Source organism: Blastococcus sp. SYSU DS0619 (assembly GCF_054051035.1).
Genome location: NZ_JBJHAM010000004.1, coordinates 166,519 through 190,774, shown reverse-complemented (window position 1 = coordinate 190,774; position 24,256 = coordinate 166,519). Strand labels below are relative to the sequence as shown.

Here is a 24,256-nt window from a genome sequence, read left to right as displayed (position 1 = left end):
CGGGAGGCCGGGTGACCGGCGTCCGACGGCGCTGCCTAGATTGCCTGGAAGTGGACGACGCGGAGCAGGATCCCGGACCGGCCGCGCCCCGACCGTCGCGGCGGCTGGTCACCGATCCCGTCTTCGGGCCCTACTGGGCCGGCAAGCTGCTGGCGAACGTCGGCATCTGGATCCAGAACATCGCCAGCGCGGCCCTCGTCTGGCAGCTGACCTCGTCGGCGTTCCTCGTCGGGCTGGTCAGCTTCGCCCAGTTCGTGCCGCAGCTGGTGCTCACCCCGCTGAGCGGTGCGATGGCCGACCGGGGGAGCCCGCGCAAGCAGATCCTGCTCGGCCGCACGCTGTGCACGCTGGGTGCGGCGATCCTGGCCGGCTGGGTGCTGCTGACGCCCGACGTGGCCGAGGTGCCCCCGTGGGTGGTGATGGTCTGCGCGCTCGTCGTCGGGATCGGCTTCTCCGTCGGCGGGCCGGCGATGCAGGCGCTGCTCCCGTCGCTGGTGCGCCCGGGCGAGGTGGCCCGGGCCGTCGCCCTGGACAACCTCACCTTCTCCGTGGGCCGCGCCGTCGGGCCGGCCGTGGGTGGCGTGGTGGCCGCGACCGCCGGCTACGGCGTCGCCTTCGGCCTGGCCGCCGTCGGCCACCTGGTCTTCCTGGTGGCGGTGTTCCGGCTGCGGACCCCCGGCGCGGCGACCGTCCCGGGCCCGCGGCTGTCGGTCGCCGCCGGGGTCCGGTACCTGCGCACCGATCCGGTGGTCGGTGTCCTGCTGCTGGGAGTGACCGCGGTCGGCATCGGCGCCGACCCCGCCGTGACTCTGGGGCCGTCGCTGTCGGACACCCTCGGGGGCGGTCCGCAGCTGGTCGGGCTGCTGGCGTCGGCGTTCGGCGCCGGCGCGTTCCTCGGCTTCTTCGCCCAGGCGGGTCTGGTGCGGTGGCTGGACCACGCGTGGCTGGCCACCAGCGGCCTGGTGCTGCTCGCGGGCTCGGCGGTGGGGCTCGCGCTGAGCTGGTCGGTGCCCGCCGCCGTCACCGCCTTCGTCGTGGGCGGGCTCGGCCTGACGCTGGCCATGAACGGCGTCACGACGCTGCTCTACGACCGCGTCCCGCGGGAGTACATCGGCCGGATCATGGCGCTCTGGCTGATGGGTTTCGTCGGCTCCCGCCCGCTGGCCGCGGCGCTGAACGGTGCGCTGACCGACCTGGTGTCGGTCCGCGCCGCGCTAGGGACGACGGCGCTGATCGTCCTGGCCGCGGCCGTCGTGTGCCGGCCTGCGGTGCTGCGGCGCCCGGTGCCCGGGAGCTGACGTGGGCTCCGGCCGGGTGGGCCGGAGCCGGACGTCAGTGCTTCTTGCCGCGGGCCACGATCTCCGGCGGGGGCGACGAGTCGCCCTTCGCCTTGCGGTCGAGCCGCTTCTCCTTGATCGACTTGCCGCCGGCCTTGGTCATCGACTGTCGCGGGGACTTGTCACCCATGGTGCGCGCTCCCTCATCGGAAGCCTGGACGGCTCCGTGGGGCGACGCTACGCCTTCCGCCGCGGACGGTGATGCCGCGGCGCGCTTCGGGGTGGTCCGATACAGCAGAGCGGTGGCGAGTCACAGGGTGTTAGTGGGCGAGATGCCTAGCCGGTGCCGATGAAGCTGGCGTAGACGATGACGTTTTCGAGGTAGTCCCCGGTGTCCTCGTCGAAGGCGCCACCGCACGTGATGAGCCGCAGGCCGGCGTGGTCGATGTCGCCGTAGACCTCCTCGGTGGGGAAGTCGTCCTTGGCGTGCTCCTCGACGCGCTCGACGCGGAAGGTCGCGGCGGTGCCGTCGGCCCGGTCGATCACGACAGTGTCCCCGGGGAGCAGTTCGCGCAGCCCGTAGAAGGCGCCCGGCTCGCCCTCCCAGTCGACGTGGCCGGCCAGGACGGCGGGTCCGAGTCGCCCGGGCGTGGGACTGCCGTCGTACCAGCCCACGGGATAGGCGCCGGAGGGAACTTCCATGGAGCCGTCCCGCTCGAGGCCGAGCTCGATGATCGGAGAGGTCACTCCGAGAGCCGGGATCTGGATCCGGACGGGAGTACTGGTCGGCAGCTGCGGTGTCTCGGCGGGCTTGAGGTCGGGCAAGGAAGCGGGCACCGGTACCGGAGCACTCGTCGTCGCGGAGACCGGCGGAGCGAGGACGGCGAGCGGGGCGTCGAGTCGCGCGCTGTCGTCTGCCTTCTGGGGCAGGAAGGCGATCGACGCAATGCCCGCCACGGCGAGTACTGCGGAGGTGCCGGCCCAGATCCGGGGGGCCCGAGTTCGGGCCTGACGCGCAGCGCGGTGACGAGGTCGTCCGTAGCGGCTGACGTGCGACGGACGAGCGAGCAGGGCCTCGATTTGTGCGTCGGCGGCCGATGGTCGTGCTGGAGGAGGCGGCGGGGGATACACCCCCACGATGCGCACCACGCCACCCGCCCCGGTCGATGAGCGACCGGGGCGGGTGGCAGGGGCGCGATGATGCATGTCCCGCCGGTCAGGCGGACGCGCGGGCGCTGCGCCGGGCAGCGAAGGCAGCGCCACCGGCTGCGGTCAGGGCAACGCCTCCGAGGACAAAGGGAAGCGACGTTCCCTCGGTGGCCGAGCTGCCGTCACCGGCGGCGACGGCGCCCGCGGGCGTGGTGGTCACCTGAGAGTCGGAGGACGACGTGGTCGCGGGGGCGTAGCTGTGGTCCTCGCATGCCTCGCCGTCGTTGTCCCCGTCCAGACGCTCGGGGTCGCCGGGGACGGCGTTGTAGGCGGCCTGCGCCTCGGCCTGGGTGGCGAAGTCCGGGCAGTCACGATCGACAGCGGCCTGGGCGGTACCCGTGAAGCCGAAGGACAGGACGGCGGTTACGAAGACACCTGCTGCTGCGGTGCTACTGCGACGCATGATCACTCCCCGTGGATGGTTGTTTCGATCAGCGTCACGATGACATAGGGAACCCTCAGGATCACCAACCCGTGACTGTTTGCGGTCCCAAAAGCTCGTCCGCTGTTTGGCACTCCTCGCCAGGCCCTCCGTGCACCCGCGTGCTCATGAGTCGACACGCTGCGGTCAACGCGTCCGCGGCGGGGACCGGTCGCAGGTGGCATTGGCAGGGTCGTCGGACCTCGACCGAGTTGGCGACTTCGCGCATCAGCGGTGGACCTGGTCGTGCACGTAGGTACCGATGCCGACGGCTGGCGGCGGGTGCGCGAGCGCGTCGCCCTGTGGGGCCGGTCAAAGAAGGGGGGCATGGAGACCGCTGACGTGTTCACGACTCTCGGCGGGGCGTTCCGAGCCCATCCTGTTCACCCGACCGGGTGCTCGTGTCCCCGATCGCGGCCGATCTTGTCCACAGATCGCCTGACGTCACCCCTACGGACTGATCCGTTTCCTTACAGTCCCACCCGATTCGACGACTGCTCGACGGCTCGACGGGGGATGGGCGTGCCGACTGCTCTGGACGTCGTGGACGGCGAGGTCCGCGAGCTGATCCGGCGGCGTGGGCTGGACCCGTTCACCGACCCGGGCCCGGTGCGGCTGCTGGTGCGTGACGTCGTCGCCGACTACTCGGAGCGGTCGCTGACCTCGGCGCTGCCGCCGATCGGTGATGCGGAGTCGGTGGTCCGCGACGTGCTGGACCGGGTGGCCGGGTTCGGGCCGCTGCAGCGCTACCTGGACGACCCGGAGGTCGAGGAGATCTGGGTCAACGAGCCCGGTCGGGTGTTCGTCGCCCGGCGCGGCCGCAGCGAGCTGACCACGACGATCCTGGCGCCCGGTGAGCTGGCCGACCTGGTGGAGCGGATGCTGCGCACCTCGGGTCGACGGATCGACATGTCGACCCCGTTCGTCGACGCGATGATGCCCGACGGCTCCCGGCTGCACGTGGTCATCCCCGACATCACCCGCCGGCACATGGCGGTGAACATCCGCAAATTCGTGCTGCAGGCGCACTCGCTCGACGAGCTGGTGGCGCTCGGCACGATCACCGCGCCGGCCGCCCGGTTCCTGGAGGCCGCGGTCGCCTCGGGGCTGAACATCCTCGTCTCCGGCGGCACCCAGGCCGGGAAGACGACGCTGCTCAACTGCCTCTGCGCCGCCGTCCCCGCCCGGGAGCGGGTGATCACCTGCGAGGAGGTCTTCGAGCTGCGGGTGCCGCTGCCCGACGTCGTCTCGATGCAGACCCGCCAGCCCAACCTGGAGGGCGCCGGGGAGATCCCGCTGCGCCGGCTGGTGAAGGAGGCGCTGCGGATGCGGCCCTCCCGGATCGTCGTCGGCGAGGTGCGGCAGGAGGAGTGCCTGGATTTGCTGATCGCGCTGAACTCCGGGCTGCCGGGCATGTGCACGCTGCACGCGAACAGCGCCCGCGAGGCCGTGGTGAAGATGTGCACGCTGCCGCTGCTGGCCGGGGAGAACATCGGGACGTCGTTCGTCGTCCCCACCGTCGCCTCCAGCGTGGACCTGGTGGTGCACGCGGGCACCGACGCCGACGGCCGGCGGCGGGTGCGCGAGATCGTCGCGCTGCCCGGACGCTCCGAGGACGGCGTCATCGAGACCGCCGACGTCTTCACCAGCCGGGACGGCCGCCTGGTGCGGGCCGACGGCTACCCGCCGCACGCCGAGCGGTTCGCCGCCGCCGGCTTCGACCTGGCCGGCCTGCTGGCATGACGGAGTCCGGTGCCCTGCTCGGGTTGCTGCTCGGGGTCGGCCTGCTGCTGATCTGGCGCAGCGGCTCCCGCGCACCCAGGCCGCGCACCGACCCGCGCCGCCCGGGCCGGCGGCAGCAGCAGCTGGCCGCGGCCGGGCTCACCGGCATCAACGCCGCCCAGCTCCTTGCGCTGCAGGTCGGCCTCGGTCTGCTGGTCACCGTCGTCGTCCTGCTCACCACCGGCACGGTCACCGTCAGCCTGGTGTTCGGGCTGTTCGGCTTCCTGCTGCCGCAGGTGCAGGTGCGCCGGCTGGCCGGCAAGCGGCAGGCCGACCTGCGCGAGGTGTGGCCCGAGGTCGTGGACAACCTGGCCTCGGCCGTCCGGGCCGGGCTCTCCCTGCCCGAGGCGCTGGGGGCGCTGTCCACACGCGGGCCGGAGGTGCTGCGGCCGCCCTTCGCCCGGTTCGCCGCGGAGTACCGCTCCACCGGCCGGTTCGGCAGCTCGCTGGACCGGCTCAAGGACGACCTCGCCGACCCGGTCGGCGACCGCATCGTGGAGACGCTGCGGGTGGCCCGCGAGGTGGGTGGCAGCGACCTGGGCCGGGTGCTGCGCACCCTGTCGACGTTCCTGCGCGAGGACGCCCGCGCCCGCGCCGAGCTGGAGACCCGCCAGGGCTGGGTGGTGCAGGCCGCGCGGCTGGCCGTCGCCGCACCCTGGGCGGTCCTGCTGCTGCTCGCCACCCAGTCGGCGACGCTGGCGGCCTACGACTCGGCGCTGGGCACCGCGATCTTGCTCGGCGGCGGCGCGGTCTGTCTGGTCGCCTACCGGCTGATGCTGCGGATCGGGCGGCTGCCCCAGGACGTGCGGGTGCTCCAGTGAGCGGGGTGCCGCGGTGAGCGCCGGCGTGGTCGGGATGCTGCTCGGTCTGCTGGCCGCAACCGGACTGGTCCTGGTGCTGACGTACGCGCCGCCGTTCCGCTCGGTGCGGCTGGTGGACCGGCTGGCGCCGTACGTGCACGACACCCCGCCGCCGTCGCGGCTGCTCGGCACGGTCACCGAGCCGGGCATGCTCACCGCGATCCGCCGGATCGCCGGGCCCTCGATCGGCAACGGCGCCCGGATGATCGACCGCTTCCTCGGCGGGCGGGCCGCGGTGCGCCGCCGGCTCGACGCCCTCGGCGGGGAGATGAGCGTCGAGGACTTCCGCATCGAGCAGGTCGTGTGGGGCGGGCTCGGGCTGCTGGCCGCCGCGGGCGTGGCCACCATCGGCTCGCTGGCCGCCGGCGACCTCAACGTGCTGTCGGTCGCCCTGCTCTGCGTGGCTGGGCTGGTCGGCGGCGTGCTCGGCCGCGACTGGTGGCTCACCCAGCAGGTGCAGAAGCGGGAGGAGCTGCTGCTCGCCGAGTTCCCGGTGGTCGCCGAGCTGCTCGCGCTGGCGGTGACCGCTGGGGAGAGCCCGACGGCGGCCATCGCCCGGGTCACCCGGCTCTCCGGCGGTGAGCTCGCCCGCGAGCTGGGCGCGGCGCTGGGACGGGCGCGGGCCGGCGTCCCGCTGGTGGACGCGCTGCAGCAGGTGGCCGACCACACTTCGCTGGATCCGCTCGCCCGGTTCATCGACGGCCTGCTCGTGGCCATCGAGCGGGGCACCCCGCTGGCCGAGGTGCTGCGCGCCCAGGCCGCCGACGTCCGGGAGGCCGGCAAGCGCCGGCTGCTCGAGGCCGGCGGGCGCAAGGAGATCGCCATGATGGTTCCGGTCGTATTCCTGGTGCTGCCAGTCACCGTCCTCTTCGCCCTGTTCCCGGGGCTGATCAGCATCGTCTCGCTGGCGCAGTGAGCCCGCGGACAACCCGAAAGGAAGCTGCCATGCGTCCCTACGCCTACCTCACCGCGACCCTCGTCGCTCTCGTCGACCGGTTGCGCGGCGACGACCCCGAGCGGGGTGACGTGCCCGGCTGGGTGATGATCACCGTGATGACCGCCGCGCTCGTGCTGGCGATCCTGATCCCGTTCCGCACGGCGATCGTGGACGCGGTCACCAACGCGCTCACGTCCGTCACGAGCGGTGGCTGACCGGCCGGACCGGCAACCGGACGACGGCGAGCGGGGCAGCGCCGTCGTCGACTTCGTCATGGTCTCGCTGCTGATCGTGGCGTTGCTGCTGGCGGTGCTGCAGGTCGCGGTCTACGTGCACGTGCGCAACGTGGTGACCGCCAGCGCCCAGGAGGGCGCGCGGTACGCCGCCAACGCCGACGTCGACTCCGCGCTGGGTGCCGCGCGCACCGCGGAGATCGTGGCCGGGGCGACGTCGGTGCGGACGGCGCAGGGGCTGGCGTGCACGTCGGGGGAGGAGCTGGACACCGGCGGCGCGACGCTGGTGGTGGTGCGCTGCTCGGGGTCGGTGCCCTCGCTGCTGGCGGCGCTGGGCAACGTGCTGCCGCTGGAGGTCACCGGCCGGTCGATGAAGGAGGCCGCGTGAGGTGGCTGCGCGCCCGGCTCGGGCAGGTCGACGGCGAACGCGGCTCGGCGCTGGTGGAGTTCGTGTTCATCGCGCTGGTGGTGTTCGTGCCGCTGGTCTACATCATCGCGGGGTTCTCGGCGGTGCAGCGCGGGGTGTTCGCCTCGCAGGCCGCGGCCCGGGAGGCCGGGCGGGCCATGGGCACCGCGCCGGACCCGGCCACCGGGCACGAGCGCGCGCTACGGGCGGCGCAGCTGGCGGTGGAGGACCAGTCGGTGGAGGTCACCGACATGCGGCTGGCCTACGCCCCGGCCGGCGCGGGGTGCGAGGCGGCGGGCAGCTACTCGCCGGCGCTGGCGCCGGGGGAAGAGTTCTCGGTGTGCGTGACCGTGACGGTGCGGATCCCGCTGCTGCCGGAGTTCATCGAGTCCAACACCGCGACCGGCCAGTTCGTCGTCGAGCGTGACCGCTACGTCGACGGCTGACGGACGGATCCTCCCCGGGGACTACAGCTCGCACTCGCGCTCGAACTCGGCCAGGCCGCCTGCGTGGTTGCCCTCGGGAATCAGTCCGGGCGTGCCGATCCAGTAGACGTCCCGAATCTCGGTGTCGCCGTCGATCAACGTCCCGGAGAAGTCCGATCGCTCATCGAGGAGGACGCGGCTCACGGTCGCGCCGCTCAGATCAGCGCCGCGCAAGTCGGCGCCGGTCAGCCTCGTGCAGGTGATCGTTGCCCCCTCCAGGCCGGCGCCCGACAGAACCACGTCCGGGAAGTACCCGCCATCAACATGGAGCTCGCGGAGGCTGTAGCTGGCGAGGTTCACCCCCGCGAGGTCATAGGAGATCCGCTCGCCGGGATCGTCATCGGAGGCCAGACGGCTTATCCCGGCGAGTTGCCCGCCGGCCACGGCGATCTCGTCGTACGACGCGTCTGCACGAGTGCTGATCGTTTTCAGGTAAGCCGCGATGATCTTGATACTGCGGACGCGTGCGGATTCTTGATCGTTCGCGAGCTCCCGGAGGCCGTACAAGCCGGCGATGCGCTCGATGGGGGCATCCGAACTGAGCTGCTCTGCCAGTACCGAGAAGCGCTGTGCGACGCCGATCTGGCGTTCCAACTCGGCCTGGTTGGACTGGACGCTGGTGAGCGTCCATATCTGGAGCACCAGGGTGCCAGCCACGACGGCGGCTGTGATCCACCCTCGGGCCGATTGGCCCCTCGTCTCGGACGAAGTCCCGTGTGTCGTTTGCGTCATTGCCGGTTCCTTCACGCCCAGGACGCTGAGGGCCGCCAGGCTAGAACCGCCGACCGCGTCGGCGGAGGGCCGCGAGCGCGGGAATCCGGTGGGCGGTGCCGCGTTCGGTGTCTCGCTCGTGAAAGGCCGACTGCGGCGGTCCGGCTCAGCCGGCCGCGGGGACGGGCATCACCAGGGCAGTGAGCGGCAGGCGCTCGCGGTCGGCCCGCTCCCGCGCAGCCAGCGCCTCGGGCAGTTCCGCCTCGGCGTCGCGCACGCCCAGGGTTACGACGACCAGCGGGACCACCGCAGCCGGCAGGTCCAGCAGCGCGGCGATCCGGTCGCGGTCGAACCCGCCGAGCTGGTGCACCACCAGGCCCTCGTGCTCGGCCTGCACCGAGAGGTGGGCGACCGCCTGGCCGGTGTCGTAGACGCCCCACGGTCTGGGGGTGCCGTCGGGGCCGACCGTCTCGGCCGCCACCACCAGGAGCGCGGACGCCGCATGCGCCCACAGCCGGTTGCCCGGCGCCAGCGCCTCCTGCACGGCGGCGAACCCGGCCGTTCCGCGGCGGGTGACCGCGAACCGCCACGGCTGGCTGTTGTTCGCACTCGGCGCCCACCGGGCTGCCTCGAGCAGCGCGGTCAGCTGGCCGTCGCTCAACTCGTGCGCGGCATCGAGGCCGCGTGGGCTCCAGCGCCCGGCGAGCAGTGGGTGCAGGGGGACAGCGGTCACGGCGGTCTTGCTGGCGGTCATGACCGGCGCAGCGCGGGTTGAACGCTCAAGCATTCCGTGCGGTCGGTCACGCGCCAGTCGGAAGGCTCAGCGGCGGACCGCGTCCAGGTAGCGCAGCACCGCGCTCACCCGCCGGTCGGCGGCGTCCGTCGGCGGCAGGTCGAGCTTGGCGAAGATGCTGCGGATGTGCTTGTGCACCGCCCCGTCGGTGACCACCAGCCGGGCGGCGATCGCGGCGTTGCCGAGCCCCTCGGCCATGAGCGCCAGCACCTCCCGCTCGCGGGCGCTGAGCCGGTCCAGCCCGGCGTCCGGGCGCGACCGGGTGAGCAGCTGGGCCACCACCTCCGGGTCGATCGCCGTCCCGCCCCCGGCGACCCGGTGCAGTGCGCCGAGGAACTCCTCCACCCGCCCCACCCGCTCCTTGAGCAGGTAGCCCAGCCGTCGCGCGCCACCGGCCAGCAGCTCGGTGGCGAACGCCTGCTCGACGTAGGCCGACAGCACCAGCACCGCCAGCTCCGGCTGCCGGCGCCGGGCCTCGACCGCCGCTCGCACCCCCTCGTCGGTGTGCGTCGGCGGCATCCGGACGTCGACGATCGCGACGTCCGGGCGGTGCTCGTCGACGGCGGCCAGGAACCCGTCCGGTCCGCCCGCGGCGGCCACCACGTCCAGCGACTCGGCCCGCAGCAGCAGCGCCAGCCCCTCCCGCAGCAGGGCGTCGTCCTCGGCGATCACGATCCGCACGGCAGCGCCACCTCCAGCGTCGTCGGCCCGCCCGGCGGGCTGGTCAGTGCGAGGTCACCGTCGTGCGCCCGGACCCGGCGGCGTACCCCGGTCAGCCCGGAGCCACCGCCCTCGGCCGCCCCGCCGCGCCCGTCGTCGGTCACGGTCAGGTGCAGCCGGCCCCCGCGCAGGCGCACCGTCACCCGTGCCGTCGAGGCGCCGCTGTGCCGCGCGACGTTGGTCAGCGCTTCGGCCGCCACGAACCAGGCGGTCGCCTCCACCGAGGCGGGGCACCGCACCGGGACGTCGACGTCCACGGTGCAGGGCACCGGGCTCGCGGCGGCCAAGCCGCTCAGCGCACCGGCCAGCCCGCGGTCGACCAGCACCGGCGGCAGGATCCCGCGGGCGACCGATCGCAGCTCCGCCAGCGCCTGCTCGGCCGCGTCCTGGGCCCGCTCCAGCAGCTCCTCGGTGGCGGCCGGGTCCCGCCCCAGCGAGCGGCGGGCCGCGCCGAGCAGCACGGTCGCCGTCACCAGCCGGTTCTGCGTGCCGTCGTGCAGCGACCGCTCGATGCGGCGCAGCTCGGCCACGTGCGCGTCGAGCGCCGCCGCCCGGGTGGCGGTCAGCTCGGCCACCCGCAGGGACAGGTCGGTGCCCGGCGGCGGGGACAGCAGCCGCCGGGCAGCCCGTGCGTGCAGCCGCGCCATCCCCGGGGTCGCGCCGACGGTGAGCGCCGCCCAGCCCAGCCCGAGCAGCGCCACCGCGGCGGCGCCGGTCCAGTCGTCGACCGACCACCACCACGGCCGGCTGTCCTCGCCCGACGGCAGCACGGGCTCCCACAGCGGGAAGGTCAGGTCGCGCACCGCGTAGATGGGCAGGGCGACGCCGACGAAGGTCCACACCAGGCCGGCCGTCGCCGCCCCGGCCAGCCAGGTCAGCTCGCGGCGCGCCACCGGATCGCGCGGCGATCGGGGCGCCGCACCGGGACCGAGCACGTCGGGGCCCCAGCGGCCGAGCCGGGCGCGCTCCCGGTCGGCCAGCCCGTGCACCAGCCGCAGCGTCTCCGGGACGAGCAGCACCCCGACGCCGACCAGGCAGGTCAGGGCGACGACGAGCACCCACAGCAGGACGGCCAGCGCCAGCAGCGCCGTGCCCAGCCCGCCGCCCAGCTGCTCGAGCGCGGTGAGCGTGTCCCGGCCGGCCCTGACCGCCGCCGCACGCAGACCGCGGGCGACCGCGGGAGCCGGCGCGATGGGCAGGGGAGCGGGAGGCACCCCCGAACGCTAGGGGCACCGGGGTCTCGCCGTCAGCACCCGGGCCCCAGGAGTACAGCCTGCTGTACCAGCAACCGGGCAGGTCAGGGGATCGGCAGGCAGCCGCGGCGTCCCGAGGATCGAGGTGCACCGATCCCGATACCCCAGGAGCCCGCCGTGCCCGACCCCTACCGCATCGAGGACACCCCGCCGTCCCTCAGCGCCGACGACCACCCGACCCCACCCCGGTACGACACCCCGCCGTTCCCGCCGTACCGATCCGCCGACCGCGGAGCCCTGCGGACCGCGCTGTGGCTGCTGCTGGCCCTGAGCGTCGCCGTCAACGCGCTGGCGTCCTTCGGCGTGCTGCCGCTGGCGGCCAGCCTCGCGTCCGGCGTGGTCACCCTGGCCTGCGTCGCCGCGCTGGTCACCCTGCACGTCCGCCGGCGGTGACCGCCGCCCTGCGCGGGCCGGGCGCCGACCCGGCCGCGCCTTCGACACCGGCGGTCGCGCTCCACGGGGTCACCAAGGTGCACCCCAACGGCGTCCGGGCGCTCGACGACGTCACGCTCACCGTGCCGCGCGGCTCCTTCCTCGCGGTCATGGGTCCCTCCGGCTCGGGCGAGAGCACCCTGCTGCACTGCGCGGCGGGCCTGGACACCCCCACCGCCGGCGACGTGCTGCTCGACGGCACCGAGATCGGCCGGCTCGACGAGACCCGCCGGACCGAGCTGCGCCGCGACCGGATCGGCTTCGTCTTCCAGGCCTACAACCTGGTGCCTGCGCTGACCGTCGCGGAGAACATCACCCTGCCGCTGCGGCTGGCCGGGCAGCGCCTGGACCGTGCCTGGGTCCGCTCCCTGGTCGAGCGGGTGGGGCTGACCGGCCGGCTCGACCACCGCCCGGCCGAGCTCTCCGGCGGGCAGCAGCAGCGCGCGGCGATCGCCCGCGCGCTGGTGGCCCGGCCCGCCGTCGTCTTCGCCGACGAGCCCACCGGGGCGCTGGACCTGCACAGCGCCGGTGAGGTGCTCGGGCTGCTGCGCGACCTCGTCGACGAGCTGGGCCAGACCGTCGTCATGGTCACCCACGACCCGGCCGCCGCCGCCCGCGCCCACCGCGCGCTGGTGATGGCCGACGGGCGGGTCGTCGAGACGCACGAGGCCCCGGCCGCCGCCGAGCTGGCCGCCCGTCTCGCCGAGCTGGGGCGGTGAGCGCGGTGCTCGCGATCGCCGTCCGGATGGCCCGCCGCCGGCTCGCCGCGCTGGTCGCGGTGGTCTGCGCCGTCCTCGGCGGAGCCGCCATCGTCACCGGCACCGGTGTCCTGGCCGAGTCGGGCCTGCGCTCGGAGGTCCCGGTCGGCCGGCTGGCCGCCGCCGACGTGCTCGTCTCCGCCGACCAGACCCTGCGCCAGGGTGACCTGCCGGTCGCGCTGCCGGAGCGGGCGGGAGTTCCCGCCGACCTGGCCGACCGGCTCGCCGGGCTGCCCGGCGTCACCGCCGCCGCCGGCGACCTCGCCTTCGCGGCCGCCGTGCTGACCGACGACGACGACGTGGTCGGCAGCGACGCCCCCGCCGCGGCCGGTCACGGCTGGAGCTCGCTGCAGCTGCTGCCCGACCGGTCGGTGCAGGGGCGCCCGCCGGCCGGCCCGGACGAGGTGGCCCTCGACCCGGCCCTGGCCGCGGCCGCCGGCCTCGAGCCGGGCGATCCCGCCCGCGTCGTCGCCGCGGGGCGGACGGCGGAGTACCGGGTCACCGCGGTGGCCGGTCCGGACGGCGCGGGGCTGCTGTTCGCCGACGACGTCGCCGCACGGCTGGCCGGGCGCACAGGCACCGTCGACCTCGTCGGCCTGCGGGTCGAGCCGGGAGCGTCCGACCGGGTCGCCGACGCCGTCCGCGCGCAGCTCTCCGGCACCGGCCTGGTGATGGCGACCGGAGCCGACCGGGGCGAGCTGGTGCTGCCGGAGGCGGCCGCCGCCCGCAGCCTCCTCGTCGTGCTGGCCTCCTCGCTGGCCGGGGTGCCGCTGCTCGTCGTCGGGTTCGTCATCGCGGGCGCGCTGTCGGTGTCGATCGCCGGGCAGCGGCGGGAGCTGGCGCTGCTGCGCGCGGTCGGCACCACCCCGCGGCAGGTCCGCGGGCTGGTCGCCGGCCAGGCCAGCCTGGCCGCCGTCGTCGCCCTGGTCCCCGGGATCGCGCTGGGCTACCTGCTCGCCGACCGGTTCCGCCGGCTGCTGGTCGGCACCGGCCTCCTCCCGGAGCAGTTGCCGCTCACCCGGAGCCCGCTGCCGGCGCTGGCCGCTGCGCTGCTCCTGCTCCTGGTCGTCCAGGTCGCGGCCCGGGGTGCGGCGTGGCGGGTGTCGCGGGCGCCGGTCACCGCCGCCCTCGGGGAGAGCCGTACCGGGCCGGCGGTGCCGTCGGCGCTGCGCACGCGGACGGGCCTCGGCCTGCTGGTCGCCGCGGTCCCGCTCGCCGCGCTCCCGCTGCTCCTGCGCTCCCAGCTCGGTGCGGCGGGCACCGCGCTGGCCGGGATCACCGGGGCCATCGGCCTGACGCTGGCCGGCCCCGCGCTGTTGCGCTGGGTCACCGGTGGGCTGGCCCGGCGGCTGCCGGCGGGCACCTCCGCGCCGACCTGGCTGGCGGTGGCCAACCTGCACGGGTACGCGCTGCGCTCGGCCGGTGCGGTCACCGCGCTGGCGATGGCCGTGGTGCTCGCGCTGACCTACACCGCCTCGCACACCACGGTCGCCGCCGCCGTCACCGGGGAGGCCGAGGAGGCCACGCTCGGCGCCACGCAGGTCGCCGCTCCGGCGCTGGGCGGGATCCCCGACGACGCGCTCCCCGCCGTGCGGGCCACCCCCGGGATCGAGGCCGCCGCACCCGTCCGCACCACCACGGTGCTGTGGTCGCCGGCCGTGCTCGGCGAGGTCTCCGTGGAACCGCAGCCGGCGCTCGTGCTCACCCCGGCCGCGCCCGCGGTCCTCGACCTCGACGTCCGCTCCGGCAGCCTGGCCGGGCTGACCGGCGACACCGTCGCGCTGAGCACCGAGGCGGCGCGCGCCCGCGACGCCGACGTCGGCAGCCGGGTGCGGCTCACACTCGGCGACGGCGCGGAGGTGACCGCGCGGGTGGTCGCCGTCTACGGGCGCTCGCTGGGATTCGGCGCGGTCGTCCTCTCGGCGGACCTGGCCGCCGGGCACACCACCAGCGACCTCGCCGACCAGCTGCTGGTCCGCACCGACGGCAGCGCCGCCGCGGATCGAGCCCTGGCCGCCACGGTCGCCGCGGGGCCCGGCCTGGTCGTGACCGGTGCGGACGCCGGACCGGCGCGCGCGGTGCCGCCGGAGACGTGGGTCAACCTCGCGGTGGTCGGTGTGCTGCTGGGCTACGTGCTGCTCGGCGTCGCCAACTCGCTGGTCGCCGCCACGGCCCAGCGCCGCGAGGAGCTGGCCACCCTGCGGCTCAGCGGGACCACCCCGGCCCAGCTGCGGGCCATGCTGCGGTGGGAGGCCGGGTTCGTCTCGGCCGCCGCCGTCCTCGCCGGGGCCCTGGTCTCGGCCGTGCCGCTGGCACTGCTGGGCCTGGGGTTCCTCGACCGGCCCTGGCCGGCTCTGCCCTGGTGGCTGCTGCCCGCGGCGGCCGTCGTCGTCACCACGATCGCCGTCGCCGGCATCGGGCTGCCGGCCCGCTCGGCGCTGCGTACGCCGGCGACGGCGGCCCTGACCGGCGCAGGCTAGGGCCGGTGCAGGGCCCTTCGGCGCACCGGACGGGACCCTCGACCCCTCCCCGCGGACTTCCGCCGGGCGAAGCATGGAACCGGGTCCAGCACGGACCCGGTCCGGGCGCCGGCCGGCGCCCGTCGGTCCTGCACAGGGAGCGGTCATGAGCGTCCACGTCCACCACAGCCCGAGCCTCGTCGCGCGGCCCGCCGCCCAGGAGCGGCCGGCAACCCCGCAGCCCGCGGGCAAGCCGGTGCGCGAGAAGACCCACGGCTGGCTCATCGCCCTGGGCGTCTTCGTCGCGGCGGTGCTGGTCTTCGTCGTCATGGTCTGCTGACCGCGCTCGCCGGCGGGGACGGCTACCTGCTCTGAGCCGCCCCCGCCGACGCCGGCCCGGGAGCGGGCCGGCGTCTCGTGATCAGGCCGGGACGGTCGCCTGCGCCGGACGCCGTCCGCGCTGCACGGCCAGCACACCGGCGACGGCGACGACGACACCGACCACCGGCGGGATGAACCACCCGGCCTCGTTGCTCCACCAGGCGGCGAGGGCGGCGACCACGTAGACGGCGATGTTGCGCCACTCGACGTCCGGGAGCGTCGCGCTCTCCGGCATGCCGCGCCGCCACCGCGCCACGAAGTCGCCGATCACCACACCGCCCAGCGGCGGGATCAGGATGCCCAGCCACACCAGGTAGTCGATGAGGTTCTCGTAGATGCCGGTGATGGCCAGCAGCGTCCCGATGACCACGCCGCCGATCACGAACGGCTTCTTCGACGGCGAGTTGGCGATCTCCGCGCCGGCGACGCCGAAGTTGTAGGCAGTGTTGTCGTTCGTCGTCCAGAGGTTGGCGACGAGGAAGACCAGCCCCCAGCCGACCAGCCCCAGCTGGTAGAGCACCAGGACGAAGTCGCCCTCCCCGAACGAGATCGCCCCGATGGCGCCGAAGCCCAGCATCAGGAGCTCGCCGATGAGGAAGGCGACCAGGCAGGCCCAGAAACCGCTGAGCGGCGTGCGGGCGAAGCGGGTCCAGTTGGGCGCCTGCGTGCCACCGGAGGCGAACGTGCCGACGACGATGGTGACCGCGGTGGCCAGCGGCATGGTGGTGGCCGGCTCGACGGCGCTCAGCCCGCTCCAGCCGCCGACCTCCTCCAGCGAGCGCCAGGTGACCCAGCCGGCCAGCACCAGCATCAGCGGCACGGACACCACCGACAGGGCGTACATGCCCTTGTAGCCGTAGTACGCGGTGACGCCCATGAGCGCGCCGCCGACCAGCATGAGCACGATCTCGGTGGCCCGCCCCTCCCACTCCAGGGCGCTGGCGGTGAGCCCGGCCAGCGTGGCCACGGTGACGCCGTACCAGCCGACCTGGGTGCCGCCCAGCAGCAGGGAGGCGAGCTTGGCCCCCCGCCGGCCGAGCGCGTACCGGCACATCATCACGGTGGTCAGCCCGGTGCGGGCGCCGATGCCGCCGATCACGGCGACGTACACGCCGAGGACGGCGCTGCCCAGCAGCAGCACCCAGATCAGCGAGCCGACGTCGAAGGCGGCGCCGATCTGGGCGCCGGCCAGCATGGTGGGCGTGAAGAAGGTGAAACCGAGCAGCACGATCGCCAGGGAGAACAGCGACTTCCGGGCGTGCGCCGGCACCGGGTCGATCGGGTAGTCGGGATCGACGACGGCCGGGGCGTCCTCGGGACGGACGGTGCTCATCGGCCCTCCTCCATGGCCGGCTCGTCCTCGCCGATGTCCTCGTTCCACAGCGCCGGGTTCGCGGCGATGAAGTCGGTCATCATCTGCCGGCACTCGGGGTCGTCGAGCACCAGTACCTCGACGCCGTGCTCGGCCAGCCAGTCGTGCCCGCCGGAGAAGGTGGCCGCCTCCCCGACGACCAGCCGGGTGATGCCGAACTGGCGCACCAGCCCGCTGCAGTACCAGCAGGGCGACAGCGTGGTGACCATCGTGGTGCCCCGGTAGGACCGCTGCCGCCCGGCGTTGCGGAAGGCGTCGGTCTCCCCGTGCACCGACGGGTCGTCGTGCTGCACCCGGCGGTTGTGCCCGCGGCCCAGGACGCTGCCGTCCCGACCGATGAGCGCCGCCCCGATGGGGATGCCTCCCTCGGCCAGCCCGGCCCGGGCCTCCTCGATCGCCACCGCCAGCCACGAGCGGGCGGTCTGTGCGTCCAGCGGCACTGTCATCGTGTCTCCTCGTCCGAGCCGATCCGTGCGCCGACCCTGGCGCGAGAGATTGCCGCCCGTCCATCTCCGCGGGGTGTCGTCGCCGTTACGGGCCGAACACCCGGCGCCCCGCCCGGCACGCCGAGCCGGCTGACGACCTGCCGCACGACCGCAGAACGGCCGTGCGGCAGGTCGTCGTCCGGCATCAGCCGACGACGTACTCCTGCACCACCCGCGTGCTGACGACGTCGCCGCCGGCCAGCTTGCTGGCGGTCACCTGGTCGGGTGCTTCACCGTGCTCCACCCACCGCTCGATGGCGGTCAGCCAGTCCACGGTGTCCTCGCCCGGGCCGCCGGCGCAGTGGTAGACGCCGGGCAGCAGGAACAGCCGCATCCAGTCCTCGGTGGCCGCCCGGCCACCGTTGGCGGCGACGGCCTTGCTGACGTAGTCGATCGTGCCCTCGGGCGTGATCAGCGGGTCGGCCCAGCCGTGCCACACCAGCAGCTTGCCGCCCGAGCGCTCGAAGCGGTGCATGTTCACCTGGTCGGCGTTGTAGATGTTCGCCATCGACTTGAGCTTGGGCGCATCGCGCGTGGGGTCGAAGTCGAACAGCGAGTAGTCCGGTCCCGGGTCGCGGGTGAAGGCCAGGTACTGGAGCACCTGCTGGGCGTAGTTGCCGCCGCCGGACAGCGCGGTGTCGGTGCCGATGGACCAGCCCGGCCAGCCGCCCTCCGACCCGACCACGAGACCGCCCGGGTAGAGCTCGCGGCCGCGCTCGTCGACGGGTGGCGCGTAGAACGCCTCGACGACCTCGACCTGGGCCGACGTCAGGCAGGTCGGCTGGTCGACGTCCCCGGGACACAGCAGGGTGCCCGGGTCGAAGTCGCAGCCCTCCGGATCGGCGATCACCCCGTCGACGACGCCGTCCAGGTCGTCGCACCGCGCCAGCGCCGCGGCGCCGACGACCGGGGCCTTCGTCGCGGGCAGGATGACCGTGCCGTCGTCGCGCCGGTTCACCGTCTCGAGGTGGCCCTGGGAGAGCGGGGCCAGGTAGTTCTGGTACAGCGCCGGGGCGCCGGCCACGATCCCGTCGAAGTCGTCGGGGTAGCGCTGCGCCTCCGACAACGCCTGCCGCCCGCCGGTGGAGCAGCCCTGGAAGTACGAGTAGGACGGCGCCTGGCCGTAGAACTGCTGGATGTACTGCTTGGCCGCCACCGCCACCACGTGCGGCGAGCGGTAGCCCCAGTCGATCTCGGCCCGCCGGTCGTCGTACGCCCAGGAGCCGTCGCTCTGGCCCTGGTGCCCGCTGTCCTCCGCGGCGACCGCGTACCCGCGGGACAGCGCGTCACCGCACGAGTCGATCGGGATGTAGCCGCAGAACCCGCCGCAGCCGGTCTGGAAGTACCGCTGGTTCCAGCCCTCCGTCGGGAACTGCATGCGGAAGCCGATGTCGCCGATGCGGCCGCCGATGTCGCAGTTCTCGGGCGTGCTGCCGACGGCGGGGACGACGGTGGCCGTGTCGATGACCGCCCGGTCGTGGTCCACCTTGACGGTGCTGCCGACGAGCGCGGCGCAGCGCTCCGCGGCAGGTGCGCCGGGAACGGGGTCGCCCGACGGCGGCGCGGCGGTCGCCGGTACGGCGAGCGCCATGAGGGCGACGAGGGCGAGCAGCACGACGCCCGCCCGCCCTCGGCCGGTGGTGCGCGGATGGATCGTCACGCGGGCCTCCCCAAAGCCGGCACGCATTGTTCCGCCCATCGGAACAATTGGTCGCGTGCGTTCCGGGCAGTCAAGGAGGCGTGACCCCGAATGGCAATGGCTCGGACGGGAAAAGCGGCGCGTCGCGAAGAATTAACAATGTGTCGCGACCATTGTTCCGCTGGCAGGAACCGGGGAGGGGACCGCGCCGCCTTCGGCCCGTGTCCACGGTGGTCCGGGGGAGCGGCGACGGGTGCGGCCCGGTGTGGGAGGCGCCTGCCGGTAGGCAGGATGCATCGCCGCAGGTCAGCGGCTTGTGACGGACAGTCAGGCGGGGCGCGACCGGTTCGCCTGCTCGGGTGACGCTCGCTGTTCCGGGAGCTCACGCACGCCCTAGGTTCGCCGCGTGTCCCTGCGCAGACCCGGTGCCGTAGGGCTCTTCGTCATGGTGCTGGCCGCCGTGCCCGCCTGCGCCTCGAGCGAGACCGCCGCAGAGGGAGGTCCCACTGCGGGGCAGCGCTACACCGCACCCGCCGGCGCGCCCGTGCTCTGCGACCGGCTGGCTGATTCCACCTACTTCCTCGGCATTCCGCACGCGGTCGGGCTGCTCGTGTCCGGCGTCCAGGTCGTGGAGGCGCGCACGCAGCTCGCCGCGGCACGCAACGAGCTGCGGACGACCGTGGCTGCGCTGCCCGAGGGTGAGAACCGGCGGCTGGTGGCCGCTGCCGAGGACGTCGTCGCCGCGTTGCGCGCCGTGCTGCGCGAGCCGCTCACCGAAGACGCGCGGGCGGACCTGATCGACGGCATGGACGTGCTGGTCACCCGGCTGGCGCCGGCATGCGCACCCTCGTGACACGGGTCCTCGCCACGGCAGCGGCCGTGGCGGCGGCGATCCTGGCCCTGCCCGCCCCGGCGGCGGCGGCACCGGCGGCCGGCCTCTGCACCGTCGACCAGCAGCGCGGCGGCGTGCCGACGGACTTCCTGCTCGACGCCTGCGTCGACGGCGGTGCCGTGGTGCTGCACAACACCCTCGACGTCCCCGTGGCGGTGCGGGCGTCGGGCGACCTGGGCCAGGCCGAGCCCCTCGAGCTCAGCGACGCGGCTTCGGCCGGGGCGATTCGGCTGCTTTCCGGCGACGCGCGCGTCCTCGCGCCGGGGGACGTCGTCCGGTGGCCGACGGGTGCGGGAGCGGGCGAACTCGTCGTGAGCGCACTGGACCCGGCGGTCGCCGCGCCGGTCGTCGCGGGCCTGCGCACCGTCCTGCCGGCGCTCACCGACGATCCGGCCGACGCCGACCGGGTGCTCGCCGAGGTCGCCACCGAGATCGGCGCCGCGGTGGAGGCCTGGGCCGGGTGCGCCGAGGGCGCGAGCGTCATCGACCGGGTGGCCTGCGACCTGCGGGCCGCCGACCGCGTCGGTGCCGCGCTCGCCGAGCGCCTGCGGGGGCGCGTCACCGATGTCGCCGCGGAGGTCGCGCTGGACGCCGGGCGCTGGGGGGAGTGGGCGGCGGCGGCCGACACCACCCGCGCCACCCTCGGTCGCGGAGAGGCCCGGCTCGCGCAGGCTGCGGCCCCGCCGGCCGCACCAGCCGAACCGCCGCCGGCCGAACCGCAGTCCGCGCCCGCACCTGCACCTGCCCGAGCGCCCGCCCCGGCAGCGGCACCCGCGCCGTCAGCCACACCTGCGCCGGCGCCGGCACCTGCGCCCGCACCGGCCCCCGCGCCGCCCCCGCTGCCTGCCCCCGTCGCGACCCCGCCTCCCGGCCGGGACCTGCGCGGGGAGATCGAGCAGTGGCTGCGGGACCTGGCCGAGCGCTTCGAGGAGCACCGGGACAGCGGCCACGGAGGGGGCGGCGGCGGGCGCCGGGGGGACTGAGCGACCGCGGCGGTACGCACCGCCGCGGCCACCCCGGTGCGGTCAGCCCCCGCGCTCGACCTCGGCCTGCACCACGCCGCGCACCGCGCGCAGCAGCGCCTCGTCGGAGGTGTCCCCGCGCTCGAGCGCCTCGCGGGCCGGAGCCGGGAGCAGGCTGCCCTCCACGGTGTCCAGCCAGGTCACGTCACCGCCCATCCGTCGGCCGACCTGCAGGCCGTCGCCCTCCGGGCGCAGCACGTAGTCCTCGCCGTCCAGCTGGATCGTCATGTCGTCGGTCATGACCGCCCCCTACCCCCGGGACCACCGGTTCCACGCAAGGTGCCGTGATGCGACGTGCCGTGACGTCGGGTGCCGTGGTGCAGCTGCCGTGATCGGCGCGGACGAGAATGGGCGGATGGACGAGGAGTTCTGCGAGGTCGTCGTCACCGCCGAGGACGCCGAGTGGCTGACCGGGTTCACCCGGACGCTGGTCGAGGAGCGCCTGGTCGCCTGCGGCCACCACGTCGTCCCGATCCGGTCGGTGTACCGCTGGGAGGGTGCGGTGCACGACGCCACCGAGGCCCGGGTCGCGCTGCACACCCGTCGATCGCTGGTGCCCGAGGTGGTCGCACGCACCCGGGAGCTGCACCCCTACGAGGTGCCCTGCGTCATCGCGCTGCCGCTCGTCGGCGGCAACCCCGACTACCTGCGGTGGATCGCCGACGAGACGCGGGAGCCCTGATACGGCACCCTGGGTCCCAGCCCTTCCGAGGGCGCTCGGTGGCTGCTCCGGCGGTGCTCCGCGCCGAGTGAGGGGTGCGCCCGCGTCGGGGACCAGCGGAGGTGCCGTGCGACCAGAACCGGGCAGACCCGGGTTGCCACTGGACGTGCGCCGCAGCGCGGGCTCGTCGGGCCGGGACGCCGCGCTCGTGGAGGCGGTGCTCGATGCCCTCGCCTCCCCGACGGTGCTGCTCGACCCGGCCGGCCACGTGGTCCTGGCGAACTCGGCGTGGTCCGAGGCGGGGAAGGAACGCGAGGCGCCGATCCTGCCGGGCGAGGACTACCACGCGCTGGCCCTGCACCTGCGCGACGACGCCGATGCCCGCCGACTGCTGCGTGAGCTGCGCGAGCTGTCCCGGGGCGAGCGCGCCGAGGTCTCGGTCGACCGCTCGATCCCCGATCCCACGGGCGCTACCACGAGCTGGTTCCACGTGCAGGCCTCCCGCGTCGACCAGGCAGGGCACGTCGTGGTCACCCACGTCGACATCACCGCCCGGGTCCGGGCGGAGAGGGCCTCGGCCTGGCGGGCACGGCACGATTCGCTCACCGAGCTGCCCAACCGGGCGCACCTGCACGAGCTGATCGATGCCGAGCTGCAGCACGACCGCTGCCCCGCGCTCGCCGTCCTCTTCCTCGACGTCGACGGCTTCAAGGACGTGAACGACTCCCTGGGCCACGACGTGGGGGACGAGCTGCTGCGCCAGCTGGCCGGCCGGTTGATCGACGGCACCCGCGCGCAGGACACCGTGGGCCGGCTCGGTGGCGACGAGTTCGTCGTCCTCTGCCGGGACTGCGACGCCGGCGGCGCGGAGCTGCTGGCCAACCGCTGCCAGGCCACCTTCGAGCAGCCGTTCGACCTGGGCGGCCGGACCCACCGGCTCAGCGCGAGCATCGGGATCGCCGCCATCCCGGCCGGGGACCGGGCCGGGGTGCGCTCCACCGACCTGGTCCGCGACGCCGATCTGGCGATGTACGCGGCCAAGGCCGCCGGCCGCAACCGGGTGCGGGTCTTCAGCCCCGACCTGCGCGACCGGGTGCAGCGCAAGGTGCAGCTGGCGGCCGAGCTGCGCGACGCGATCTCCGACGGTCAGCTGCTGCTGCACTACCAGCCGGTGGTGGACCTGGCGACGGGGCTGGTCAGCGGCGCGGAGGCGCTGGTGCGCTGGCGGCACCCCGAGCGCGGCGTGCTGCCGCCCTGCGATTTCGTGCCGGTCGCCGAGCAGCACGACCTGGTCATCCCGCTCACCCGCTGGGTGCTGGGCGAGGCCTGCCGGCAGACGGCTGCCTGGCGCGACGACGGCGTGCGCGTGGTCACCGGGGTGAACGTGAGTGCGGTGCACCTGGCCACCGGCACCCTGGTCGACGACGTCGTGACCGCGCTGCACGGGGCCGGCCTCGACGCCCGGCAGCTGGTCGTGGAGCTGACCGAGACCAGTGCTGCCCAGGACCCGGCCCGCGCCGCGCAGCAGTTCCGGCGGCTGCGCGAGCTCGGCGTGGAGTCCTCCATCGACGACTTCGGCAGCGGCTTCTCGTCGCTCAGCCAGCTGGTCGCCATCCCGGCCGGCGTGCTCAAGATCGACAAGAGCCTCGTGTCGGGCGCGGACGATCCGGGCAGCCAGTCGGCCGCCGTGGTGACCGCCGTCGTCGGGCTGGCGGGGGCCTGCGGCATGCGCAGCCTCGCGGAGGGCGTGGAGACGGCGGCGCAGCTGCAGCGGCTCACCGAGCTCGGCTGCCGGTACGCCCAGGGCTTCCACATCGCCGCGCCGATGCCGGGGCACGAGTTCCTGCGGTGGCTGCGGTCACGGCCGGAGCACGGTCCGCCCGCCGGCTGACCCGATCCCCCCGGCGGCCCGACCGGCGCGCCGGGGCTCGAGTGGCACCCCACATCCGTGTGGACACTCGGTCGTTGTGCCCGCACGAGCGCGCGACGGCGTGCGCCCAGCCCGAGGAGACGATCCGATGCCGAGGTCCCGGCTGATGACCGCCCTGACCGCGGCGCTGGCCGCCGTGCTGCTGGGCGGTGGCGTCGCCTCGGCGGCACCGGCCCCGTCGACGGGGGAGTACGCCCCGCTGGACCAGCGCGGGCCTGCGCTGTCGGTGTCCAGGACGGATCTGCAGGAGAGCCTCACCTGCAACGGGCCGCTGCGTGACCTGCGGCAGGACCCCGTCCTGCTCGTGCCGGGCACGACGATGGACCCGCAGGTCGGCTTCGACTGGAACTACATGCGGGCCTTCGACCAGCGCGGCTGGCGCTGGTGCGCGGTCACCCTGCCCTCCGACGCAACCGGTGACATCCAGGTGGCCGGCGAGCACCTCGTGCACGCCATCCGCACCATGAGCCAGCAGGCCCGCCGCGACGTCGACGTCGTGGGCTGGAGCCAGGGCGGGATGGTGCCCCGCTGGGCGCTGCGCTTCTGGCCCGACACCCGCGAGCTGGTCGACGACCTCGTGGGGCTCTCGCCGTCGAACCACGGCACGGTGCTGGCCGACACCTCGTGCAGCACCGGCCCGTGCACGCCGGCCAACCACCAGCAGGCCTCGCAGTCGCAGTTCCTGCAGGCGCTCAACAGCGGGGCGGAGACCTTCGCCGGCGTCGACTACACCGTCGCCTACACGGCCGCGGACGAGATCGTCGTCCCCAACACCCCGGCGATGGCGAGCTCCGCGTTGCGCACCGGCGACGGGCGGATCGCGAACGTCGCCACCCAGGAGGTCTGCCCGGCCAACGCCGCCGACCACTTCGCCATCGGCAGCTACGACCCGGTCGGCTACGCGATCGTGGTCGACGCCCTCACCCACGACGGGCCGGCGGTGCGCGGGCGCATCCCGCTGACCACGTGCGCCCAGCTGTTCCAGCCCGGCGTCGACCCGGCCACCTTCGCGGCCGACCACGCGGCCTTCGTCGGGTACGCGGTCGACAGCGACGGCGACGCCGCGGAGGTCGACGAGGAGCCGGCTCTCGCCCCGTACGTCCACGCCCGCCGCTGAGCCCCGGGCCGGCGGACGGGA

Annotated in this window: 27 protein-coding genes; 16 read left to right on the top strand and 11 right to left on the bottom strand. The window is 74.6% G+C overall.

Going from position 1 to position 24,256, the window contains the following annotated elements:
* The first annotated feature begins 50 nt into the window (after window positions 1–50).
* Window positions 51–1,298, top strand: a complete 1,248-nt coding sequence (locus tag ACI79T_RS07915) for an MFS transporter (protein WP_456609630.1) — start codon at window positions 51–53, stop codon at window positions 1,296–1,298.
* Window positions 1,299–1,332: 34 nt separating this feature from the next.
* Here the strand turns inward: ACI79T_RS07915 and ACI79T_RS07910 are convergent, their stop codons facing one another.
* From ACI79T_RS07910 to ACI79T_RS07900, 3 genes are all read right to left on the bottom strand, one after another.
* Window positions 1,333–1,467, bottom strand: a complete 135-nt coding sequence (locus ACI79T_RS07910) for a hypothetical protein (RefSeq protein WP_456609499.1) — start codon at window positions 1,465–1,467, stop codon at window positions 1,333–1,335.
* A gap of 146 nt (window positions 1,468–1,613) precedes the next feature.
* Complete coding sequence (locus ACI79T_RS07905; RefSeq protein ID WP_456609498.1) at window positions 1,614–2,234, bottom strand: class F sortase; 621 nt, start codon at window positions 2,232–2,234, stop codon at window positions 1,614–1,616.
* Window positions 2,235–2,493: 259 nt separating this feature from the next.
* Window positions 2,494–2,889, bottom strand: a complete 396-nt coding sequence (locus ACI79T_RS07900) for an excalibur calcium-binding domain-containing protein (RefSeq protein ID WP_456609497.1) — start codon at window positions 2,887–2,889, stop codon at window positions 2,494–2,496.
* Window positions 2,890–3,429: 540 nt separating this feature from the next.
* On the opposite strand from ACI79T_RS07900, the gene ACI79T_RS07895 reads away from it, so the two are divergent.
* From ACI79T_RS07895 to ACI79T_RS07870, 6 genes are read left to right on the top strand one after another with little or no spacing between them, the layout of a single operon-like run.
* Window positions 3,430–4,650 carry a CpaF family protein gene (locus ACI79T_RS07895; RefSeq protein WP_456609496.1) on the top strand — a complete coding sequence of 407 codons (1,221 nt, stop codon included), beginning with the start codon at window positions 3,430–3,432 and terminating at the stop codon, window positions 4,648–4,650.
* Window positions 4,647–5,510: a type II secretion system F family protein gene (locus ACI79T_RS07890; RefSeq protein WP_456609495.1), complete on the top strand. Its 864-nt coding sequence runs from the start codon at window positions 4,647–4,649 to the stop codon at window positions 5,508–5,510. The genes ACI79T_RS07895 and ACI79T_RS07890 overlap by 4 nt, the downstream gene beginning before the upstream one ends.
* 13 nt (window positions 5,511–5,523) lie before the next feature.
* The gene (locus ACI79T_RS07885) at window positions 5,524–6,465 is read left to right on the top strand and encodes a type II secretion system F family protein (RefSeq protein WP_456609494.1); all 942 of its coding nucleotides are present in this window, start codon (window positions 5,524–5,526) and stop codon (window positions 6,463–6,465) included.
* Window positions 6,466–6,494: 29 nt separating this feature from the next.
* Window positions 6,495–6,701 carry a hypothetical protein gene (locus ACI79T_RS07880; protein WP_456609493.1) on the top strand — a complete coding sequence of 69 codons (207 nt, stop codon included), beginning with the start codon at window positions 6,495–6,497 and terminating at the stop codon, window positions 6,699–6,701.
* On the top strand, window positions 6,694–7,107 hold the full coding sequence (locus tag ACI79T_RS07875) for a TadE/TadG family type IV pilus assembly protein (protein ID WP_456609492.1): 414 nt from the start codon (window positions 6,694–6,696) through the stop codon (window positions 7,105–7,107). The genes ACI79T_RS07880 and ACI79T_RS07875 overlap by 8 nt, the downstream gene beginning before the upstream one ends.
* On the top strand, window positions 7,104–7,571 hold the full coding sequence (locus ACI79T_RS07870) for a hypothetical protein (protein WP_456609491.1): 468 nt from the start codon (window positions 7,104–7,106) through the stop codon (window positions 7,569–7,571). The genes ACI79T_RS07875 and ACI79T_RS07870 overlap by 4 nt, the downstream gene beginning before the upstream one ends.
* A 21-nt stretch (window positions 7,572–7,592) precedes the next feature.
* Here ACI79T_RS07870 and ACI79T_RS07865 read toward each other — a convergent pair whose 3' ends face one another.
* The 4 genes from ACI79T_RS07865 to ACI79T_RS07850 all read right to left on the bottom strand — a co-directional run bounded on the left by ACI79T_RS07865 (window position 7,593) and on the right by ACI79T_RS07850 (window position 11,048).
* Window positions 7,593–8,267 carry a pentapeptide repeat-containing protein gene (locus ACI79T_RS07865; protein WP_456609490.1) on the bottom strand — a complete coding sequence of 225 codons (675 nt, stop codon included), beginning with the start codon at window positions 8,265–8,267 and terminating at the stop codon, window positions 7,593–7,595.
* A 220-nt stretch (window positions 8,268–8,487) separates the two neighbouring features.
* On the bottom strand, window positions 8,488–9,075 hold the full coding sequence (locus ACI79T_RS07860; protein ID WP_456609489.1) for a nitroreductase family protein: 588 nt from the start codon (window positions 9,073–9,075) through the stop codon (window positions 8,488–8,490).
* Window positions 9,076–9,141: 66 nt separating this feature from the next.
* On the bottom strand, window positions 9,142–9,795 hold the full coding sequence (locus tag ACI79T_RS07855; RefSeq protein ID WP_456609488.1) for a response regulator: 654 nt from the start codon (window positions 9,793–9,795) through the stop codon (window positions 9,142–9,144).
* Window positions 9,783–11,048: a sensor histidine kinase gene (locus ACI79T_RS07850; RefSeq protein ID WP_456609487.1), complete on the bottom strand. Its 1,266-nt coding sequence runs from the start codon at window positions 11,046–11,048 to the stop codon at window positions 9,783–9,785. The genes ACI79T_RS07855 and ACI79T_RS07850 overlap by 13 nt, the downstream gene beginning before the upstream one ends.
* Before the next feature lie 156 nt (window positions 11,049–11,204).
* Between ACI79T_RS07850 and ACI79T_RS07845 the strand changes: the two genes are divergently transcribed.
* From ACI79T_RS07845 to ACI79T_RS07830, 4 genes are all read left to right on the top strand, one after another.
* Window positions 11,205–11,480 (top strand): hypothetical protein, encoded by a 276-nt coding sequence (locus ACI79T_RS07845; protein WP_456609486.1) that lies wholly within the window; start codon window positions 11,205–11,207, stop codon window positions 11,478–11,480.
* Window positions 11,477–12,238, top strand: a complete 762-nt coding sequence (locus tag ACI79T_RS07840; RefSeq protein WP_456609485.1) for an ABC transporter ATP-binding protein — start codon at window positions 11,477–11,479, stop codon at window positions 12,236–12,238. Before ACI79T_RS07845 ends, ACI79T_RS07840 begins: the two co-directional genes overlap by 4 nt.
* The gene (locus ACI79T_RS07835) at window positions 12,235–14,757 is read left to right on the top strand and encodes an FtsX-like permease family protein (RefSeq protein WP_456609484.1); all 2,523 of its coding nucleotides are present in this window, start codon (window positions 12,235–12,237) and stop codon (window positions 14,755–14,757) included. The genes ACI79T_RS07840 and ACI79T_RS07835 overlap by 4 nt, the downstream gene beginning before the upstream one ends.
* Before the next feature lie 145 nt (window positions 14,758–14,902).
* Window positions 14,903–15,076, top strand: coding sequence for a hypothetical protein (locus ACI79T_RS07830; protein ID WP_456609483.1), 174 nt, complete (start codon window positions 14,903–14,905; stop codon window positions 15,074–15,076).
* Between the two features lie 81 nt (window positions 15,077–15,157).
* On the opposite strand, the gene codB is transcribed toward ACI79T_RS07830, so the two are convergent.
* The 3 genes from codB to ACI79T_RS07815 all read right to left on the bottom strand — a co-directional run bounded on the left by codB (window position 15,158) and on the right by ACI79T_RS07815 (window position 18,634).
* Window positions 15,158–16,450 carry a cytosine permease gene (gene codB / locus ACI79T_RS07825; protein ID WP_456609482.1) on the bottom strand — a complete coding sequence of 431 codons (1,293 nt, stop codon included), beginning with the start codon at window positions 16,448–16,450 and terminating at the stop codon, window positions 15,158–15,160.
* Window positions 16,447–16,935, bottom strand: a complete 489-nt coding sequence (locus ACI79T_RS07820) for a nucleoside deaminase (protein WP_456609481.1) — start codon at window positions 16,933–16,935, stop codon at window positions 16,447–16,449. The genes codB and ACI79T_RS07820 overlap by 4 nt, the downstream gene beginning before the upstream one ends.
* A gap of 184 nt (window positions 16,936–17,119) precedes the next feature.
* Window positions 17,120–18,634, bottom strand: a complete 1,515-nt coding sequence (locus tag ACI79T_RS07815; protein ID WP_456609480.1) for a tannase/feruloyl esterase family alpha/beta hydrolase — start codon at window positions 18,632–18,634, stop codon at window positions 17,120–17,122.
* Between the two features lie 385 nt (window positions 18,635–19,019).
* On the opposite strand from ACI79T_RS07815, the gene ACI79T_RS07810 reads away from it, so the two are divergent.
* Both ACI79T_RS07810 and ACI79T_RS07805 read left to right on the top strand, forming a co-directional pair.
* The gene (locus ACI79T_RS07810; RefSeq protein WP_456609479.1) at window positions 19,020–19,466 is read left to right on the top strand and encodes a hypothetical protein; all 447 of its coding nucleotides are present in this window, start codon (window positions 19,020–19,022) and stop codon (window positions 19,464–19,466) included.
* Window positions 19,451–20,488: a hypothetical protein gene (locus ACI79T_RS07805; RefSeq protein ID WP_456609478.1), complete on the top strand. Its 1,038-nt coding sequence runs from the start codon at window positions 19,451–19,453 to the stop codon at window positions 20,486–20,488. Before ACI79T_RS07810 ends, ACI79T_RS07805 begins: the two co-directional genes overlap by 16 nt.
* A gap of 42 nt (window positions 20,489–20,530) precedes the next feature.
* Here the strand turns inward: ACI79T_RS07805 and ACI79T_RS07800 are convergent, their stop codons facing one another.
* Window positions 20,531–20,767, bottom strand: a complete 237-nt coding sequence (locus ACI79T_RS07800) for a hypothetical protein (RefSeq protein WP_456609477.1) — start codon at window positions 20,765–20,767, stop codon at window positions 20,531–20,533.
* A gap of 115 nt (window positions 20,768–20,882) precedes the next feature.
* Between ACI79T_RS07800 and cutA the strand changes: the two genes are divergently transcribed.
* From cutA to ACI79T_RS07785, 3 genes are all read left to right on the top strand, one after another.
* A complete protein-coding gene (cutA, locus tag ACI79T_RS07795) occupies window positions 20,883–21,209 on the top strand; it encodes a divalent-cation tolerance protein CutA (RefSeq protein WP_456609476.1) in 327 nt (108 codons plus the stop codon).
* A 145-nt stretch (window positions 21,210–21,354) separates the two neighbouring features.
* Window positions 21,355–23,079 carry a putative bifunctional diguanylate cyclase/phosphodiesterase gene (locus ACI79T_RS07790; RefSeq protein ID WP_456609475.1) on the top strand — a complete coding sequence of 575 codons (1,725 nt, stop codon included), beginning with the start codon at window positions 21,355–21,357 and terminating at the stop codon, window positions 23,077–23,079.
* Between the two features lie 145 nt (window positions 23,080–23,224).
* Window positions 23,225–24,235 (top strand): lipase family alpha/beta hydrolase, encoded by a 1,011-nt coding sequence (locus ACI79T_RS07785; protein WP_456609474.1) that lies wholly within the window; start codon window positions 23,225–23,227, stop codon window positions 24,233–24,235.
* The last annotated feature ends 21 nt before the right edge of the window (window positions 24,236–24,256 follow it).